The 15,777-nt window shown below is 72.6% G+C and carries 14 protein-coding genes; 7 read left to right on the top strand and 7 right to left on the bottom strand.

Annotated features, from left to right (window positions below):
- Positions 1-53: 53 nt before the first annotated feature.
- The 7 genes from pgsA to DRB96_RS33270 form a co-directional block, all read right to left on the bottom strand.
- Positions 54-710, bottom strand: a complete 657-nt coding sequence (pgsA, locus tag DRB96_RS33300) for a CDP-diacylglycerol--glycerol-3-phosphate 3-phosphatidyltransferase (RefSeq protein ID WP_112451798.1) — start codon at positions 708-710, stop codon at positions 54-56.
- Positions 707-2,200 (bottom strand): 30S ribosomal protein S12 methylthiotransferase RimO, encoded by a 1,494-nt coding sequence (rimO, locus tag DRB96_RS33295; protein ID WP_112451797.1) that lies wholly within the window; start codon positions 2,198-2,200, stop codon positions 707-709. Before rimO ends, pgsA begins: the two co-directional genes overlap by 4 nt.
- 114 nt (positions 2,201-2,314) lie before the next feature.
- Positions 2,315-3,211, bottom strand: a complete 897-nt coding sequence (locus DRB96_RS33290) for a helix-turn-helix domain-containing protein (RefSeq protein WP_112451796.1) — start codon at positions 3,209-3,211, stop codon at positions 2,315-2,317.
- Between the two features lie 213 nt (positions 3,212-3,424).
- Entirely contained in the window at positions 3,425-6,268 is a 2,844-nt protein-coding gene (locus DRB96_RS33285) for a DNA translocase FtsK (RefSeq protein WP_112454006.1), read from the bottom strand.
- A 193-nt stretch (positions 6,269-6,461) separates the two neighbouring features.
- The gene (locus DRB96_RS33280) at positions 6,462-7,148 is read right to left on the bottom strand and encodes a response regulator (RefSeq protein ID WP_112451795.1); all 687 of its coding nucleotides are present in this window, start codon (positions 7,146-7,148) and stop codon (positions 6,462-6,464) included.
- Positions 7,149-7,393: 245 nt separating this feature from the next.
- The gene (locus DRB96_RS33275; RefSeq protein ID WP_112451794.1) at positions 7,394-8,341 is read right to left on the bottom strand and encodes a hypothetical protein; all 948 of its coding nucleotides are present in this window, start codon (positions 8,339-8,341) and stop codon (positions 7,394-7,396) included.
- 380 nt (positions 8,342-8,721) lie between these two features.
- The gene (locus DRB96_RS33270) at positions 8,722-10,377 is read right to left on the bottom strand and encodes an FAD-binding dehydrogenase (protein ID WP_112451793.1); all 1,656 of its coding nucleotides are present in this window, start codon (positions 10,375-10,377) and stop codon (positions 8,722-8,724) included.
- 83 nt (positions 10,378-10,460) lie between these two features.
- On the opposite strand from DRB96_RS33270, the gene DRB96_RS33265 reads away from it, so the two are divergent.
- From DRB96_RS33265 to DRB96_RS33235, 7 genes are all read left to right on the top strand, one after another.
- Positions 10,461-10,982 carry an NUDIX domain-containing protein gene (locus DRB96_RS33265; protein ID WP_112451792.1) on the top strand — a complete coding sequence of 174 codons (522 nt, stop codon included), beginning with the start codon at positions 10,461-10,463 and terminating at the stop codon, positions 10,980-10,982.
- A 9-nt stretch (positions 10,983-10,991) separates the two neighbouring features.
- The gene (locus DRB96_RS33260; RefSeq protein ID WP_112451791.1) at positions 10,992-11,390 is read left to right on the top strand and encodes a DUF202 domain-containing protein; all 399 of its coding nucleotides are present in this window, start codon (positions 10,992-10,994) and stop codon (positions 11,388-11,390) included.
- A gap of 122 nt (positions 11,391-11,512) precedes the next feature.
- Positions 11,513-11,797 (top strand): DUF202 domain-containing protein, encoded by a 285-nt coding sequence (locus DRB96_RS33255; protein ID WP_112454004.1) that lies wholly within the window; start codon positions 11,513-11,515, stop codon positions 11,795-11,797.
- Positions 11,798-11,890: 93 nt separating this feature from the next.
- Positions 11,891-12,193 carry a hypothetical protein gene (locus DRB96_RS33250; protein ID WP_112451790.1) on the top strand — a complete coding sequence of 101 codons (303 nt, stop codon included), beginning with the start codon at positions 11,891-11,893 and terminating at the stop codon, positions 12,191-12,193.
- A 152-nt stretch (positions 12,194-12,345) separates the two neighbouring features.
- Positions 12,346-13,257, top strand: coding sequence for an MBL fold metallo-hydrolase (locus tag DRB96_RS33245; protein ID WP_112451789.1), 912 nt, complete (start codon positions 12,346-12,348; stop codon positions 13,255-13,257).
- A 124-nt stretch (positions 13,258-13,381) separates the two neighbouring features.
- Positions 13,382-14,449: a phosphotransferase family protein gene (locus tag DRB96_RS33240; protein WP_112451788.1), complete on the top strand. Its 1,068-nt coding sequence runs from the start codon at positions 13,382-13,384 to the stop codon at positions 14,447-14,449.
- Between the two features lie 9 nt (positions 14,450-14,458).
- Positions 14,459-15,733 carry an acyl-CoA dehydrogenase family protein gene (locus tag DRB96_RS33235; protein WP_112451787.1) on the top strand — a complete coding sequence of 425 codons (1,275 nt, stop codon included), beginning with the start codon at positions 14,459-14,461 and terminating at the stop codon, positions 15,731-15,733.
- The last annotated feature ends 44 nt before the right edge of the window (positions 15,734-15,777 follow it).

The raw sequence follows: 15,777 nt of genomic DNA, 5'->3' as shown, positions 1-15,777 counted from the left end.
CGAAGAATCACCCGCCTCTTGCGCAACAGCGCCACGTGCCGGACTCCCGCGGCTCACTTCGCGGCACGCTCCGCTGCCAGGCCCTTGCGCCGCAGGACGACCGCCTGCCGGATGTAATCCAAACCGGTGACGACGGTCAGGACGACGGCGGCCGCCATCACCCAGAACCGCAGGGTCGCCAGCGGCCCGGTCAGTGCGAGCACGTACATGCCCACCGCCACGCCCTGGGTCAGGGTCTTCAGCTTGCCGCCCCGGCTCGCGGGGATCACTCCGTACCTGATGACCCAGAAACGCATGAGCGTGATCCCGAGTTCCCGGCCGAGGATCACGCCGGTCACCCACCAGGGCAGATCACCGAGCCACGACAGACACACCAGAGCCGACCCCATGATCGCCTTGTCGGCGATGGGGTCGGCGATCTTCCCGAAATCCGTGACCAGGTTGTACGTACGGGCCAGATGTCCGTCGAAGATGTCGGTGATCATGGCGACGGCGAACGCCGCCCACGCCAGCGCCCGCCAGACGGGGTCGTATCCCCCGTCGGCGAGCAGCAGCATCACGAATCCCGGCACCAGGACCAGCCGGATCATCGTCAGGATGTTCGCGATGTTCCACAGGCTGGCCTGATTGACCGCGGCAGCGCCCAGCTTCGCGCCGGGCGCGGGCCGGCGGCCGGTCCCGCCCGCCGCAGATGCCGGGGCTCCGGTCATCCGGCCGCCTCCTCAAGATCCACGCCCAGGGGCTCGGCCACGAGGTCCACGCCCAGGGTTCCGACCACCTTCGCCGTGACGATGCGCCCCGGGACCAGCCCGGCGCCGTCGGTGAAGACGACCTGGCCGTCGGTCTCGGGGGCCTGGTGGGCGGCGCGCCCGTAGGCTCCCTCGCCGTCCTCCGCCTCGTCGATCGGGACGACCGTCTCGACGAGCACCTCCAGGGTCTCGCCGATCCGCTCCTCCGCGCGCTGCGAGGTGAGCTCCTCGGCGAGGCGCTGCATGTGGGCCAGGCGCTCCGCGATGGTGTCGGCGTCCAGCTTGTTCTCGTACGTGACGGCCTCGGTGCCGTCCTCGTCGGAGTAGCCGAAGACGCCGATGGCGTCGAGCCGCGCGTGGGTGAGGAAACGCTCCAGCTCGGCGAAGTCCGATTCCTTCTCGCCGGGGAAGCCGACGATGAAGTTGGACCGGACGCCGGCCGTCGGGGCCTTGGAGCGGATGGTGTCCAGCAGCTCCAGGAACCGGTCGGTGTCACCGAAGCGGCGCATGGCGCGCAGCACGTCGGGGGCCGAGTGCTGGAAGGAGAGGTCGAAGTACGGGACGACCTTGGGGGTCGAGGTCAGCACGTCGATCAGGCCGGGCCGCATCTCGGCGGGCTGGAGGTAGCTGACGCGGACGCGCTCGATGCCGTCCACCTCGGCCAGCTCGGGCAGCAGGGTCTCCAGCAGGCGGATGTCGCCCAGGTCCTTGCCGTACGAGGTGTTGTTCTCGGAGACCAGCATGATCTCCTTGACGCCCTGCTCCGCGAGCCAGCGCGTCTCGCCCAGCACGTCGCTGGGGCGGCGGGAGATGAAGGAGCCGCGGAAGGACGGGATGGCGCAGAAGGAGCAGCGCCGGTCGCAGCCGGAGGCGAGCTTGACCGAGGCGACCGGGCTCTTGTCCAGGCGGCGGCGCAGCGGTGCGCGAGGCCCGGAGGCCGGCGCGAGCCCCTCGGGGAGGTCCGCGGGGGCCGCCTCGGGCTCCTGCGCGTGACCCGGGAGGGCCACCGCGGCGTCCTGGCGCTCCGCCGGGCTGATCGGCAGCAGCTTGCGCCGGTCGCGCGGGGTGTGGGAGGCGTGGATGCCGCCGTTGAGAATGGTCTGGAGGCGGTCCGAGATGTCGGCGTAGTCGTCGAATCCGAGGACACCGTCGGCTTCGGGGAGCGCTTCGGCGAGTTCCTTGCCGTAGCGCTCGGCCATACAGCCGACGGCTACGACGGCCTGCGTGCGGCCGTGATCCTTGAGATCGTTGGCCTCCAGCAGGGCGTCTACGGAGTCCTTCTTGGCGGCTTCGACAAAGCCGCAGGTGTTGACGACGGCTACGTCCGCGTCGGCGGCGTCCTCGACGAGCTCCCAGCCATCCGCCGCCAAGCGGCCTGCGAGCTCCTCCGAGTCCACCTCGTTACGGGCGCAGCCAAGAGTGACAAGGGCGACGGTACGGCGTTCGGGCATGGACTCAAGACTACTTCGTCCCGGCACCGGCCCCCGCCTCCCGTCCCGGTACGACAAGATCCCCGGGGTGCGGCGCGGCACCCCGGGGATCCGGAACTTCTTATTCCTTGCTGGTCAGCCCGCCTGGGCCTGTCCCTGGCGGGGGTCGTCCTTGGTGTATGTGAGACGTTCCACCTGTCCGGGCTGGAATTCGTCCTTGATCTCCTTGCCGTTCACGAAGAGCTTCACGACCCCGGCGTCACCGAGTACGAGGTCGATGGACTCCTTGTCCGTGAACGTCTTCGACTCGCCCTGCGCGAGCGTGCCGTCGAAGAGGAGCCGGCCGCTGTGGTCCTTGGCCGAGATCCAGCTCTCGCCGTCGTTGGCCGTCAGGACGACCGTGACGAGGTCCTTGGGCGCGGCCGCGATGGCGCTGTCGGAGGGCTCCGGCTTGGGGGCCTGAGGTGCCTGCGGCGCCTGGACCGAGGGCTTCCCGGCATTCGGCGTGGGCGCGGGCTTCGGGGCGGCGGAACCTTCCGCCACCGGCCGCTTGTCCTTGTCGTCGCCGCCACCGAAGGCGCTGAAGCCGACGAAGCCGATCACGGCGACGATGGCGGCGACCATGGCGGCGGTCCAGTTGGGCCGCTGCCTCTCGGGGCGGATCCGCTCGGCTTCGAACATCGGCGCGGCGGGGGTGGGTGCCGGCCGGCCGCCGTGGGCCGCGTCGTAGCTCTCGATCAGGGGTGCCGGATCGAGGCCCACGGCGCGGGCGAGCGTACGGATGTGGCCGCGGGCATAGACATCGCCGCCGCAGCGCGTGAAATCGTCGGATTCGATCGCGTGCACGATCGGAATGCGCACGCGGGTGGTGGAACTGACCTCGTCGACGGTCAGCCCGGCGGCGATCCGGGCCTTCTTGAGGGCCGTCCCGATCGACGGCTCTTCGACGGAACGCTCGACGATGCGGTCCTCGGACCGGTCGTCGGTCGAAGGCTGCTCTTCTTCGGGGGAGTTGGAGTTGCCGATGGACACGAGGGCGCCTTTCGAGCGTGTAGCCACCTGCTGGATTCCCAGTCTAGGGGGGTGACGAAAGGGTGGGGCAACCGGAGGGGGGCCTTCCTACGCCATACGAATGGCTACGGGGCTCCCGCCCGGTGCGGCGGCCCGGAACGCGCCGCCACCTCCCTCAACTGGACGCGGCCCCGGGAGAAACGGCCGCCCCCCGATCCGTTCCACGGCCCGCCCCTACTCGGGAGTCTCCCCCCGGATGACCGCGAGCACTCCGTCCAGCTCGTCGGCCTTCAGCAGCACGTCGCGCGCCTTCGACCCCTCGCTCGGCCCGACGATCCCCCGCGACTCCATCAGGTCCATCAGCCGCCCGGCCTTCGCGAACCCGACCCGCAGCTTGCGCTGGAGCATCGAGGTGGACCCGAACTGCGTCGAGACGACCAGCTCCGCCGCCTGGCACAGCAGGTCCAGGTCGTCGCCGATCTCCTCGTCGATCTCCTTCCTCTGCTTCTGCCCGACCGTGACGTCGTTGCGGAAGACGGGCGCCATCTGGTCCTTGCAGTGCTGCACGATCCGGGCGATCTCGTCCTCGGTGACGAAGGCGCCCTGGAGGCGGACCGGCTTGTTCGCGCCCATCGGCAGGAACAGCCCGTCGCCCTTGCCGATCAGCTTCTCGGCGCCCGGCTGGTCGAGGATGACCCGGCTGTCGGCGAGGGAGGAGGTGGCGAAGGCGAGCCGCGAGGGCACGTTCGCCTTGATCAGACCGGTCACCACGTCCACCGAGGGCCGCTGCGTGGCGAGCACCAGGTGGATGCCGGCCGCGCGGGCCAGCTGGGTGATACGGACGATCGAGTCCTCCACGTCGCGCGGGGCCACCATCATCAGGTCGGCGAGCTCGTCGACGATCACCAGCAGGTACGGATACGGGCTGAGCTCCCGCTCGCTGCCCGGCGGCAGTTTGATCTTGCCGTCGCGGATCGCCTTGTTGAAGTCGTCGATGTGCCGGTACCCGAACGCCGCCAGGTCGTCGTAGCGCAGGTCCATCTCGCGCACGACCCACTGGAGCGCCTCGGCGGCCCGCTTGGGGTTGGTGATGATCGGCGTGATCAGGTGCGGAATGCCCTCGTACGCCGTCAGCTCCACCCGCTTGGGGTCGACCAGCACCATCCGGACGTCGTCCGGGGTCGCCCGCACCATCACCGAGGTGATCAGGCAGTTGATGCAGGAGGACTTGCCGGAGCCGGTGGCCCCGGCGACCAGCACGTGCGGCATCTTCGCCAGGTTGGCCATGACGTAGCCGCCCTCGACGTCCTTGCCGAGCGCCACCAGCATCGGATGGTCGTCCTCGGCCGCGTCCGCCAGCCGGAGCACGTCCCCGAGGTTGACCATCTCGCGGTCGGTGTTCGGGATCTCGATGCCGACCGCCGACTTGCCCGGGATCGGGCTGATGATGCGCACGTCCGGCGAGGCCACGGCGTAGGCGATGTTCTTCGCCAGCGCCGTGATCCGCTCCACCTTCACCGCCGGCCCCAGCTCGACCTCGTAGCGGGTGACCGTCGGACCCCGGGTGAAGCCGGTGACCTTCGCGTCGACCTTGAACTCCATGAACACGTTCGACAGCGAGGCGACCACCGCGTCGTTCGCGGCGCTGCGGGTCTTGCCGGGCCCCCCTCGCTCCAGCAGGTCCAGCGAGGGCAGGGAGTACGTGATGTCCCCGCGCAGCTGGAGCTGCTCGGCGCGGGGCGGCAGCGCCTGGGTCTCGGGCGGGGCCTTGGTCAGGTCGGGGACGGACAGCGTCCCGGAGGCCGCCGCCGTGGTGTCGTGCGGCGGGGCCGCGGCCGCGCCGGGCTTGCCCGCACCCGCCTCGGCGCCCGTCCCGGCCCGCTCGCCGGCCCGCTTGTCGTCCCGCTCGCCGTCCCGCTCGCCGGCCCGCTTGTCGTCCCGCTTCTCCTCGCGGGCGGACGGCACCGGAGCGGTGATCTCCACGCCCTCGCTCTCCACGGAGATGCCGTGCGTGAGGTCCGCGACCAGCGGGGAGGGCGGCATCCCGCCGTAGACCACCCCGTCCAGCGCCGCCGCGGCCGCCGCCGCCACGTCGACCGCGTCCATCTCGCGGTCCATGGCCGGCCGGGCGGCCGACCGCCGGGGACGGCGCCGCCGGGCGAGCGCCTCCTCCTCGGCCGCGTCCGGGGACCCTTCGGGCAGGCCCTCGCCGGAACGGGCCCGCCACTGCTCGGCGTCGTGCCGGTCCGTGCCCTCGGCCTGCTCCCCGTACCCCTCGTCGTACTCGTTCGGCGCGATGATCCCCAGCCGGATCCCCGCGCCGCGCAGCCGCTGCGGGATCGCGTTGACGGGAGTGGCGGTGACCACCAGCAGGCCGAAGACCGTGAGCAGCACCAGCATCGGCACGGCCAGCGGCGCGCCCATGGTGAAGATCAGCGGCTTCGAAGCGCCCCAGCCGATCAGCCCGCCCGCGTTCTGCATGGCGGTGGTGCCCTCGTCCCGCCCGGGGGCTCCGCAGGCGATGTGCACGAGGCCCAGGACTCCGATGACGAGCGCGGAGAGCCCGATGCCGATCCGGCCGTTGGCGTCGGCCTGTTCGGGGTGGCGGATGAAACGTACCGCCATGACGCCGAGCAGGACGGGCACGAGCAGGTCGAGCCGCCCGAAGGCGCCCGTGACCAGCATGGTGACCAGGTCCCCGACGGGCCCGCTCAGATTCGACCAGGTCCCGGCGGCGACGATCAGCGCGAGCGCGAGGAGCAGCAGCGCGAGGCCGTCCTTGCGGTGGGCGGGGTCCAGGTTCTTCGCGCCCCGGCCGACACCCCGGAACACCGCGCCGACGGCGTGCGCGATGCCGAGCCAGATGGCGCCCACCAGCCGCAGCACGCCCCCGGTGGGAGACGGCGCCGGCTTCGACGCGGCCTTCTTGACCGGGGCACGTTTGGCGGGAGCGGCTTTCTTCGCGGGCGGCTTGCGGGCGGGGGCAGCCTTCTTCGCCGGCGCCGTCGTACGGCCGGTGCGGCCCTTCGCGGTGCCCGCCGTGCTCTGGGAACCCTTGCCGGACGTACTTGAGGCCATGGGCCCGAGGTTACCGGTGCGCGCCCCGGTGGACACGCGTGCCCACCCCTTCACCCGTTCGTGTCGTTCCCGGACGCCGCCGGGAACGTCCCGCGCCCGGGCCCGCCCTTGACGCTCCGCCAGACCTGACGGACCGCCAAGCAGGCCCTCCGGCAGGACCACTGGCAGGTCCGTCGGCGGGCCCCGAGGAGCCTCAGCCCTGCGCGGGCAGCACCGGGGACGCTCCCCCGGTCCCGGGCTCCAGCGCGTCGAGCGCCCGGCGCAGTCCGGTGAGCTTGCGCTCCAGGTGCGCCGCGGTCGCCACCACGGCCGGATCGGCCGCTTCCTCGCCGAGCTGCTTGGTCAGCGCCTCCGCCTGCTCCTCCACCGCGGCGAGCCGCGCCGAGAGCTCGGCCAGCAGGCCCGCCGTCTCCTTGGAGCCGTCCGAGGCGCCGTTGGAACTGCCGCCCTCCAACTGGAGCCGCAGCAGCGCCGCCTGCTCGCGCAGTTGGCAGTTCTTCGTGTACAGCTCCACGAAGACGGACACCTTGGCCCGCAGCACCCACGGGTCGAAGGGCTTGGAGATGTAGTCCACCGCGCCCGCCGCGTACCCGCGGAAGGTGTGGTGCGGACCGTGGTTGATCGCGGTGAGGAAGATGATCGGGATGTCCCGGGTCCGCTCCCGCCGCTTGATGTGCGCGGCCGTCTCGAAGCCGTCCATGCCCGGCATCTGCACGTCCAGCAGAATGACCGCGAAATCGTCCGTCAGCAGCGCCTTGAGCGCTTCCTCCCCCGACGACGCCCGGACCAGTGTCTGATCGAGCGCCGAGAGGATGGCCTCCAGCGCGAGCAGATTCTCCGGCCGGTCGTCGACCAGGAGGATCTTGGCCTTCTGCACCATGCCCTGTCCTCCTCGCCCCGGCATGGGGCCTCCCCGGCTCCTGGCACCGGCCTGTGTGCCGGGCCCCGCCCCAGAGGATGGCATCCTTGCGCCGTCCGTCCTTGTGCCGGTCATCGTAGCCCCAGTCCCGAGATCGCCACACCCTGTCACCAAGATGTCACTGTGCACGAAGCGGAAACGTGGTGGGAGGGCAGAAGGTTCCCTCGGGAGTCCCTCCCGTGCGGGGACTGTGCGGGGAGCGGGGGTCAGGCGGTGCCGAGCGCGGCGCTGCGCGCGGCGAGGAAGGCCTTGTGCGGGTCGAGGTCCGGGTAGGACCACGGGGCGCGGGTGGCGTGGCTGCCGATGCGCTGGAAGAGGGCCGCGGCCTCGGCGGGGCGGCCTTCGGAGAGTTTGGCGTGGGCGAGGAAGTTGAGGTCCACACGGTTGCGGGGGTGGTCCTCGCGCTCCCACTCCAGCCACCAGTCGAAGGCGGAGCGCAGCACCTGGCGGGCGCGGCGCCCGGACCAGTGCTCGGTCACGGCCTGGACGCTGTGGCCGTGCGCTGCGGCGAGGACCCGGTAGCGCTCGGCGTGGGCGATGACGGGGAGCACGGCCAGCGGGGAGTCGGCCGGGGACTCCTCGGCGGCCCAGGCGGCGAAGTCGTAGACCTCGTGGAGCGGGTCGTGGCCGGAGGCGGGGGCCCGCTCGGCCAGCCGGGAGACCATCAGGTGGTGGGCGTGGTGGTGTTCCCGGTGGCGGGCCCGGACCTGGTCGAAGTGGCGGCTGAACTCCTCCTCGGTGCCGAGGGCGCGGGTCAGGAGCAGCAGGCCGAGCCAGGGGGTGGGGTCGGCCGGGAAGAGGGCGGCGGCCCGGCGGCAGGCTTCCTCGGCGGCTTCCGGGGTGCCCTTGCGGCGCAGTGCGGTGAAGACGGCCGCGCAGGCGAGGAGGGTGACGGCGTCGGCGCTCTCCGGTTCGGCGAGGAGCCATTCGCGGGCCCAGGCGGTGGCCGCGGGAGTCTCGGCGAGCACGACGAGCCGGTGGCCGCGGCGGTCCCAGTCGTCGCCGGTGGCGACCAGCAGGGAGCGCGCCTTGGCCCAGCGGCCCTGGGTGAACTGGGAGCGGACGTCGACGAGTTCCAGGTCACAGAGGGCGGGGTCGAAGAGCTGGGCGTCCCGCTTGCGGGCGCGGCCGAGGGGCGGCGGAGGCGGAGACATCCGCGGAATCCCTCCAAGGCGCGGGCGGTCGGGCGGTGTTGCCGGATGATCACGCACAGCAAAGCGGTACGCACAGCTCCGAGTCAAGGTCCAGTCCACTGGCTGGCGCGTTTCAACTGGTGTGGAAAGCTGCCGAGTTGAGACGGTACTTCCGCTTCGCGGCGGGGCCCCCGGTGGGGGCCCCGCGGAGATCGGCGAAGGCGTGCGTCAGCCAATTTCCCGCTCGCGGTGCGGGGTGGGGCGGCACTGAGCGGCCCCGCCGGGCCGCGGCCGCGGGCGGGGCCCCGCCCGGGCGTACGGGCTTTCCGGGCCGCGGGCGCGGCGTGCTCGGGGCCGCCGGGCGGGAGGGCGGCCCGCGCGTCCGCTGGCCGGATCCCGCCCTAGCCGATGGCCGCGGCCGCGGCGCGGCCCGCCGCGCGGCCCGAGAAGATGCAGCCGCCGAGGAAGGTGCCCTCCAGGGCCCGGTAGCCGTGGACGCCGCCGCCGCCGAAGCCGGCCGCCTCGCCCGCCGCGTAGAGGCCCGGCAAGGGTTCGCCCGTGTCGGTCAGCACCCGGGAGGAGAGGTCGGTCTCCAGGCCGCCGAGGGATTTGCGGGTCAGGATCGAGAGCCTGACGGCCACCAGCGGGCCCGCCGCCGGGTCCAGGATCCGGTGCGGGGCGGCGGTGCGGATCAGCTTGTCGCCGAGGTACTTGCGCGCCCCGTGGATCGACATGACCTGGAGGTCCTTGGTGAAGGGGTTGGCGATCTCCCGGTCGCGGGCGACGACCTCCCGGCGGACCGTCTCCTCGTCCAGCAGCCCTTCCTTCGTGACCGCGTTCATGCCGCGCACGAGCGAGGCCAGGTCCTTCTCGACCACGAAGTCGACGCCGTTGTCCATGAAGGCCCGCACCGGGCCGGGCACGGCCTGACGCGCCCGCTCGATGACGCCCCGGACGGACTTGCCCGTCAGGTCGGGGTTCTGCTCGGAGCCGGAGAGCCCGAACTCCTTGCCGATGATGCGCTGGCTGAGGACGAACCAGGTGTGGTCGTGGCCGGTCTTCATGATGTGGTCGAGGGTGCCGAGCGTGTCGAACCCCGGGAAGAGCGGTACGGGCAGCCGCTTGCCGGTGGCGTCGAGCCAGAGCGAGGAGGGGCCCGGCAAGATGCGGATGCCGTGCCTGGCCCAGATCGGGTTCCAGTTCTCGATGCCCTCGGTGTAGTGCCACATCCGGTCCTTGTTGATGTGGCTCGCGCCCGCCCCCTCCGCGATGCCCAGCATCAGGCCGTCCACGTGCGCCGGGACCCCGGAGAGCATCCGCTCCGGCGGGGTGCCGAGCCGGGCCGGCCACTGCTTGCGCACGAGGTCGTGGTTGCCGCCGATGCCGCCGCTGGTCACGATCACGGCCTGGGCCCGCAGGGAGAACTCGCCGGTGGCCTCGCGGCCGCTCGCGGTGCCCCGTACGGCGTCGGAGGGGGCCAGCACCTCGCCGGTCACGGTGTCGAGCGCGCCCGCCGTGCGGGAGAGCCCGGTGACCCGGTGGCGGAACTTCAGCTGGACCAGCCCGCGGGCCGCCCCGGCCCGCACCCGGCGCTCGAAGGGCTCCACCAGGCCGGGGCCGGTGCCCCAGGTGATGTGGAAGCGGGGGACGGAGTTGCCGTGGCCGTTCGCGTCGTAGCCGCCGCGCTCGGCCCAGCCCACGACGGGGAAGAAGCGGACGCCCTGGGCGTGCAGCCAGGGGCGCTTCTCGCCGGCCGCGAAGTCCACGTAGGCCTCGGCCCAGCGGCGCGGCCAGGCGTCCTCCTCGCGGTCGAAGCCCGCCGTGCCGGCCCAGTCCTGGAGGGCCAGCTCGCGGGTGTCCTTGATCCGCATGCGGCGCTGCTCCGGCGAGTCGACGAAGAACAGGCCGCCGAAGGACCAGTGGGCCTGGCCGCCGATGGACCGTTCGGGCTCCTGGTCGAGCAGGATGACCTTGCGGCCGGCGTCGACGAGCTCGGCGGTGGCCACGAGGCCCGCGAGCCCGGCCCCGATCACGATCACGTCTGCGTCGTACGTCATGCGAAACCCGTCCTCCGTCGGTGGTGGAGGCGATCCTTTGCTACGGAGCGGTAACCAGTCAACAGGAGCGGAGGCACCAAGACGTGAGCGCGGCCGACGAGGTACTGGACGTGGTGGACCGGGACGACCGGGTGACGGGGCGGGCGCCGCGCGGCGAGGTGTACGCGGCCGGGCTCGTCCACCGGTGCGTGTTCGTGCTGGCCGGGGACAGGCAGGGGCGGATCTTCACCCACCGGCGGACGGCGTCGAAGCTGGTCTTCCCGGCGCACTACGACATGTTCGTGGGCGGGGTGGTGGGCGCCGGCGAGAGCTACGCGCAGGCCGCCCTGCGGGAGGCGGAGGAGGAGCTGGGGGTGGCGGGGCTGGCGGCGCCCGAGCCGCTGTTCAAATTCCTGTACGAGGGTCCGGGCGGGGCCTGGTGGTCCTTCGTGCACGAGGTCCGCTGCGAACTCCCGGTCCGGCCGCAGGCCTCGGAGGTGGCCTGGCACGCGTGGCTCCCGCAGGAGGAGCTGGAGCGGCGGGTCGCGGACGGCTCCTGGCCCTGGGTGCCCGACGGCCTGGAGGCCTACCGGCGGCTGCGGGAGTTCCGGGCCGGCCGCCAGTAGATTGGGCGGGTGATCGACTTCGTCAAGGACGTACGGCTGTGGTTCGCACCGGCGCGGCTGCGGGACGAGGGCGAAACCCCCGACTACCGCTTCTCGCTGGCCAACGAACGGACCTTCCTGGCCTGGATCCGGACCGCGCTGGCCCTGGTCGGCGGCGGTTTCGCCGTGGACCAGTTCCTGCCCGACCTGCGGTGGGCGGTGCGGGTCGGGATGGCCTTCGCGCTGCTCGCGGTGGGCGCGGCCTGCGCGCTGCGCGCGGTGAACCACTGGGTGCGCTGCGAGCGGGCGATGCGGCGAGGCGAGGACCTGCCGCTGTCCCGGTTCCCGGTGGTGCTGAGCCTGGGCGTGGGGCTGGTCGCGGTGGCGATGGTGGTGGTCGTGCTGCTGGGCTGGACGACGGGGCGGTGAGTTCGCAGGGAGCGGGCGGCGGTGTCGGCGCCGACAGCGACGGCGGCGGCAAGGGCGGCGACAGCGACGGCAGCGGCGCCCGTGGTGGTGGCGTCGGCCGTGAAGAGCTCCGTGACGCGGGGCTGCAGCCGGAGCGGACCCGGCTCGCGTGGCGGCGTACGACGCTTTCGTGCGCGGTGACGGCCGTACTGGCGCTGCGCCAGGCGCTGCACGGCACCGGCTCCCCGGTGGAGGTCGCCGGGATCGCGGTGATCGCGCTGGTCTGGCTGGCGTTCCAGTGGGTGGCGCACCGGCGGATGCGGGAGCTGGCGGCGGCCCGGCCGGCCGGGCTGACACCGCGTGCGGCCCTGGCGGCGACGGCCTGCACGGTGGCCCTGGCCGTCTTCGCGATGGCGGTCATCGTCTGAGCCGACCAGCTGATGGTCAGCCTTTCCGCGCCACCCCGGCATACATGGGGACACAACGGGTCATCCAGGTCGATCCGCACTAGCCTCGGCGCCATGACGACCCTGCACCAAGAGCACCCGGCGGCCGAGCACGCGCACGCCCACGGTCCCGCCTGCGGCCACGCCGCGGTCGAACACGGCGACCACGTCGACTACGCCCATGACGGCCATCTGCACCGCGAGCACTCCGGGCACTGGGACGAATGCGAGCCGGCGGCGCACACCACCCACGAGGCCCACGCGCACGCGCACGGCACGGACTGCGGGCACGATTCGGTCCCGCACGGCGACCACGTCGACTACCTGCACGACGGACACCGGCACGCGGCGCACGACGGCCACTACGACGACCACTGAGTCCGTCGAGGGCCGTTGACAGCCCTTGACGGCGGCTGACGGCGACTGACGGCAGCCGAACGGGCCGATCCGCGGCCGAACCGCCCTCCCCCCGCGCCGCCGTGACTGGCAGGATGCCGAAAGCCCGTCACAGCGACCCGGGGAGAGCGCGGATGCCCGCACAAGAGCCGTACGTGGTCCAGCCCGCGGACGGGGTGTACGCCTACGTACAGCCCGACGGCGGATGGTGCCTGAACAACGCCGGCTTCGTCACCGGCGGCGGCCGGACCCTGCTCGTGGACACGGCCGCCACCGAGCGGCGGGCGCTGGCCCTGCGCGCGGCCGTGCTGGCCGCCGGGGCGCCGCTCCCCCGCACGGTGGTCAACACGCACCACCACGGGGACCACACCTACGGGAACGGCGCGTTCGCCCCCGAGGCGCTGATCCTGGCGCACGACAACGCGCGCTCCGAGCAGCTCGCCGCAGGGCACCAGCTGGAGCTGATCTGGCCGGCGACCGACTTCGGCGCGATGGGCATCACCGCGCCCGATCTGACGTACAGCGACCGGATGACGCTGTACGTCGGGGAGACCGAGGTGCAGGTCATCCACCCCGGGGTCGCGCACACCACGGGCGACTCGATCGTGTGGCTGCCCCGGCAGCGGATCGTCTTCACCGGGGACCTGGTCTTCGCGGAGGGCACGCCGTTCCTGGCGATGGGCTCCCTGGCCGGATCGCTGCGGGCGCTGGAGCTGCTGCGCTCGCTGGGCGCCGAGACCGTCGTACCGGGACACGGGCCACTGACGGACGCCTCCGCCTACGAGGCCACCGAGCGCTATCTGCGCCACGTCGCCGAGCTGGCCCGGGAGGGCAGGGCGAAAGGGCTTACCCCGCTGGAGGCGGCCCGGCAGGTCGATCTCGGCGAGTTCGCGGCGTGGCGGGAGAGCGAGCGGCTGGTGGCGAACCTGCACCGGGCGTACGCGGAGCTGGCCGGGGAGCCCGAGGGGGTCCCGCTGGACATCCTGGCGGTGCTGCGGGACATGACGGTGATGAACGGCGGGACGCCGATCCTCTGCCACGCCTGAGGGCGGCGGGCAGGGGCTCCCGGCCCGCACTCCTTTCCTCCGACCACTGGACGGCATACCGACTGGTCGGCATGATGGGTCGCGTCCGTTCCGTCGTCGTCAACCCCGCACGGAGGCGCGCACCATGACCTCAGCCCCAGACCCGGTCCCGGCCGGCCCGCGAGGCCTCGATCTGGAGCGGCTGCGCGGTCATCTCGACCGGGTGCGGCCGGGACTCGCGGCCGGGCCGCTCACCGGCCGGCTGATCGAAGGCGGCCGCTCGAACCTCACGTACGAGGTCGGTGACGGGAGCTCCCGCTGGGTGGTGCGCCGGCCGCCGCTGGGGCACGTACTGGCCACGGCGCACGACATGCGGCGCGAGCACCGGGTCATCGCCGCCCTGCACGGCACGGCGGTGCCGGTGCCCGAGCCGCTGCTCCTGTGCGAGGACGAGGCGGTGCTGGGCGCGCCGTTCTACGTGATGGAGTACGTGGACGGGGTGCCCTTCCGCACGGCCGGCCAGTTGGCCGCGCTCGGCCCCGAGCGGACCCGGCGGGCCGTACTGGGCCTCGTGGACACCCTGGTCGACCTGCACGCGGTGGACCCGGACTCGGTCGGCCTGGGCGACTTCGGCCGGCCGGAGGGCTTCCTGGACCGGCAGCTGCGCCGGTGGGGCAAGCAACTCGCGGCCTCGCGGGGCCGCGAGCTCGCCGGGATCGACGAACTGCACGGTGCCCTGGGCCGGTCCCTGCCCGACTCCCCCGCGCCGACCGTGGTGCACGGGGACTTCCGGCTCGACAACGTGCTGATCGGCACTGCCCCATCCGGCACCGGCCCGTCCGGCACGGACGCGATCCTGGCGGTGCTGGACTGGGAGATGTCCACGCTCGGCGATCCGCTGACCGACCTCGGGCTGCTCGTGATGTACAGCTCCGACCTGGGCCTGACGGACTCCCCGGTGAGCACGACCAGCGGCGCTCCCGGCCATCCGGCGCCCGCCGAGCTGATCGAGCGGTACGCGGCCCGCTCGGGCCGGGACGCCGCACAGGTCGCCTGGTACACGGCCTTCGCCTGGTTCAAGCTCGCGGTGATCCTCGAAGGCATCCACTACCGCTTCACGCTCGGGCAGACCGTCGGCGCGGGCTTCGACCGGATCGGCGAGCTGGTCCCGGTCTTCATCGAGCACGGTCTGACCACCCTCCAGGAAGGCTGAGGAGCCACCATGGATTTCGCATTCGACGCCCGGACCGAGGAACTGCGCACGCGGCTGCTCGCGTTCATGGAGGAGTACGTCTACCCGGCGGAACCCGTCGCCGCCGGGCAGCGCGCGCGGCTGGCCTCGCCCTGGGACACCCCGGCCGTGTTCGGTGAACTGAAGGCCGAGGCGCGCCGTCAGGGCCTGTGGAACCTCTTCTTCGTCGACCGGCACGGCCCGGCCGACGCGGTCGGCGCGGTCGGCGCGCACGGCGGTCCCGGCGGCGGTCACGGCGCCGGGCTGACCAACCTCCAGTACGCCCCGCTCGCCGAGATCACCGGCCGCAGCCCGCACCTGGCGCCGATGGCCACGAACTGCGCCGCCCCGGACACGGGGAACATGGAGCTGCTCGCGCAGTTCGGGACCGAGGAGCAGCAGAAGCAGTGGCTGGAGCCGCTGCTGGCCGGGGAGATCCGGTCGGCCTTCGCGATGACCGAGCCCGAGGTGGCCTCCTCGGACGCGACGAACATCGAGACGCGGATCGAGCGCTCGGCGGACGGCGGGGAGTACGTCCTGACCGGCCGCAAGTGGTTCATCTCCGGCGCCATGAACCCGGACTGCAAGATCTTCATCGTCATGGGCAAGACGGACCCGGACGGGGCCGACCCGCGCCGCCAGCAGTCCATGGTGCTGGTCCCGCGCGACACCCCGGGCGTCGAGGTCCGGCGTGCGATGACGGTGTACGGGTACGAGGACCACGACCACGGCGGGCACGCCGAGGTCGTCTTCGACGGGGCCCGGGTCCCGGCGGCGAACCTGATCGGCGAGGAGGGCGGCGGCTTCGCCATCGCCCAGGCCCGCCTCGGGCCGGGCCGGATCCACCACTGCATGCGGCTCATCGGCATGGCGGAGCGGGCCATCGAGCTGATGTGCCGGCGTGCGATCGGGCGCAGCGCCTTCGGCAAGGAGCTGGCCGCGCAGGGCGTCGTGCAGAACTGGATCGCGGACGCCCGGGTCACGGTGGAGCAGCTGCGGCTGCTGGTGCTGAAGACGGCCTGGCTGATGGACACGGTCGGGAACCGGGGGGCCCACACCGAGATCCAGGCCATCAAGATCGCGACCCCGCGGGCGGTCCTGCGCATCCTGGACGACGCGGTCCAGCTGCACGGCGCGGGCGGGGTGAGCCAGGACTTCCCCCTCGCCGAGCTGTGGGCGGCGGCGCGGACGCTGCGGCTGGCGGACGGTCCGGACGAGGTGCACCAGCGCTCGCTCGCGCACCGGGAGCTCAAGCAGTACCGCTGACCTGCACGGATGCCTGAGTGGTCCAGACCATAAGAAAGGTCCGA

It is taken from the genome of Streptomyces sp. ICC1 (assembly GCF_003287935.1).
Classification (GTDB): domain Bacteria; phylum Actinomycetota; class Actinomycetes; order Streptomycetales; family Streptomycetaceae; genus Streptomyces; species Streptomyces tritrimontium.
Note: the sequence above shows the minus strand (reverse complement) of the source record. Positions and strands in the feature narration are given on the sequence as shown.

Excerpts from the sequence above, each read along its gene's own strand:
- pgsA (WP_112451798.1), bottom strand. The coding sequence starts at position 710 with ATGACCGGAGCCCCGGCATCTGCGGCGGGCGGGACCGGCCGCCGGCCC.
- DRB96_RS33285 (WP_112454006.1), bottom strand. The coding sequence starts at position 6,268 with ATGGCCTCAAGTACGTCCGGCAAGGGTTCCCAGAGCACGGCGGGCACC.
- DRB96_RS33280 (WP_112451795.1), bottom strand. The coding sequence starts at position 7,148 with ATGGTGCAGAAGGCCAAGATCCTCCTGGTCGACGACCGGCCGGAGAAT.
- DRB96_RS33270 (WP_112451793.1), bottom strand. The coding sequence starts at position 10,377 with ATGACGTACGACGCAGACGTGATCGTGATCGGGGCCGGGCTCGCGGGC.
- DRB96_RS33235 (WP_112451787.1), top strand. The coding sequence starts at position 14,459 with ATGGATTTCGCATTCGACGCCCGGACCGAGGAACTGCGCACGCGGCTG.
- rimO (WP_112451797.1), bottom strand. The coding sequence starts at position 2,200 with ATGCCCGAACGCCGTACCGTCGCCCTTGTCACTCTTGGCTGCGCCCGT.
- DRB96_RS33240 (WP_112451788.1), top strand. The coding sequence starts at position 13,382 with ATGACCTCAGCCCCAGACCCGGTCCCGGCCGGCCCGCGAGGCCTCGAT.
- DRB96_RS33275 (WP_112451794.1), bottom strand. The coding sequence starts at position 8,341 with ATGTCTCCGCCTCCGCCGCCCCTCGGCCGCGCCCGCAAGCGGGACGCC.
- DRB96_RS33250 (WP_112451790.1), top strand. The coding sequence starts at position 11,891 with ATGACGACCCTGCACCAAGAGCACCCGGCGGCCGAGCACGCGCACGCC.
- DRB96_RS33245 (WP_112451789.1), top strand. The coding sequence starts at position 12,346 with ATGCCCGCACAAGAGCCGTACGTGGTCCAGCCCGCGGACGGGGTGTAC.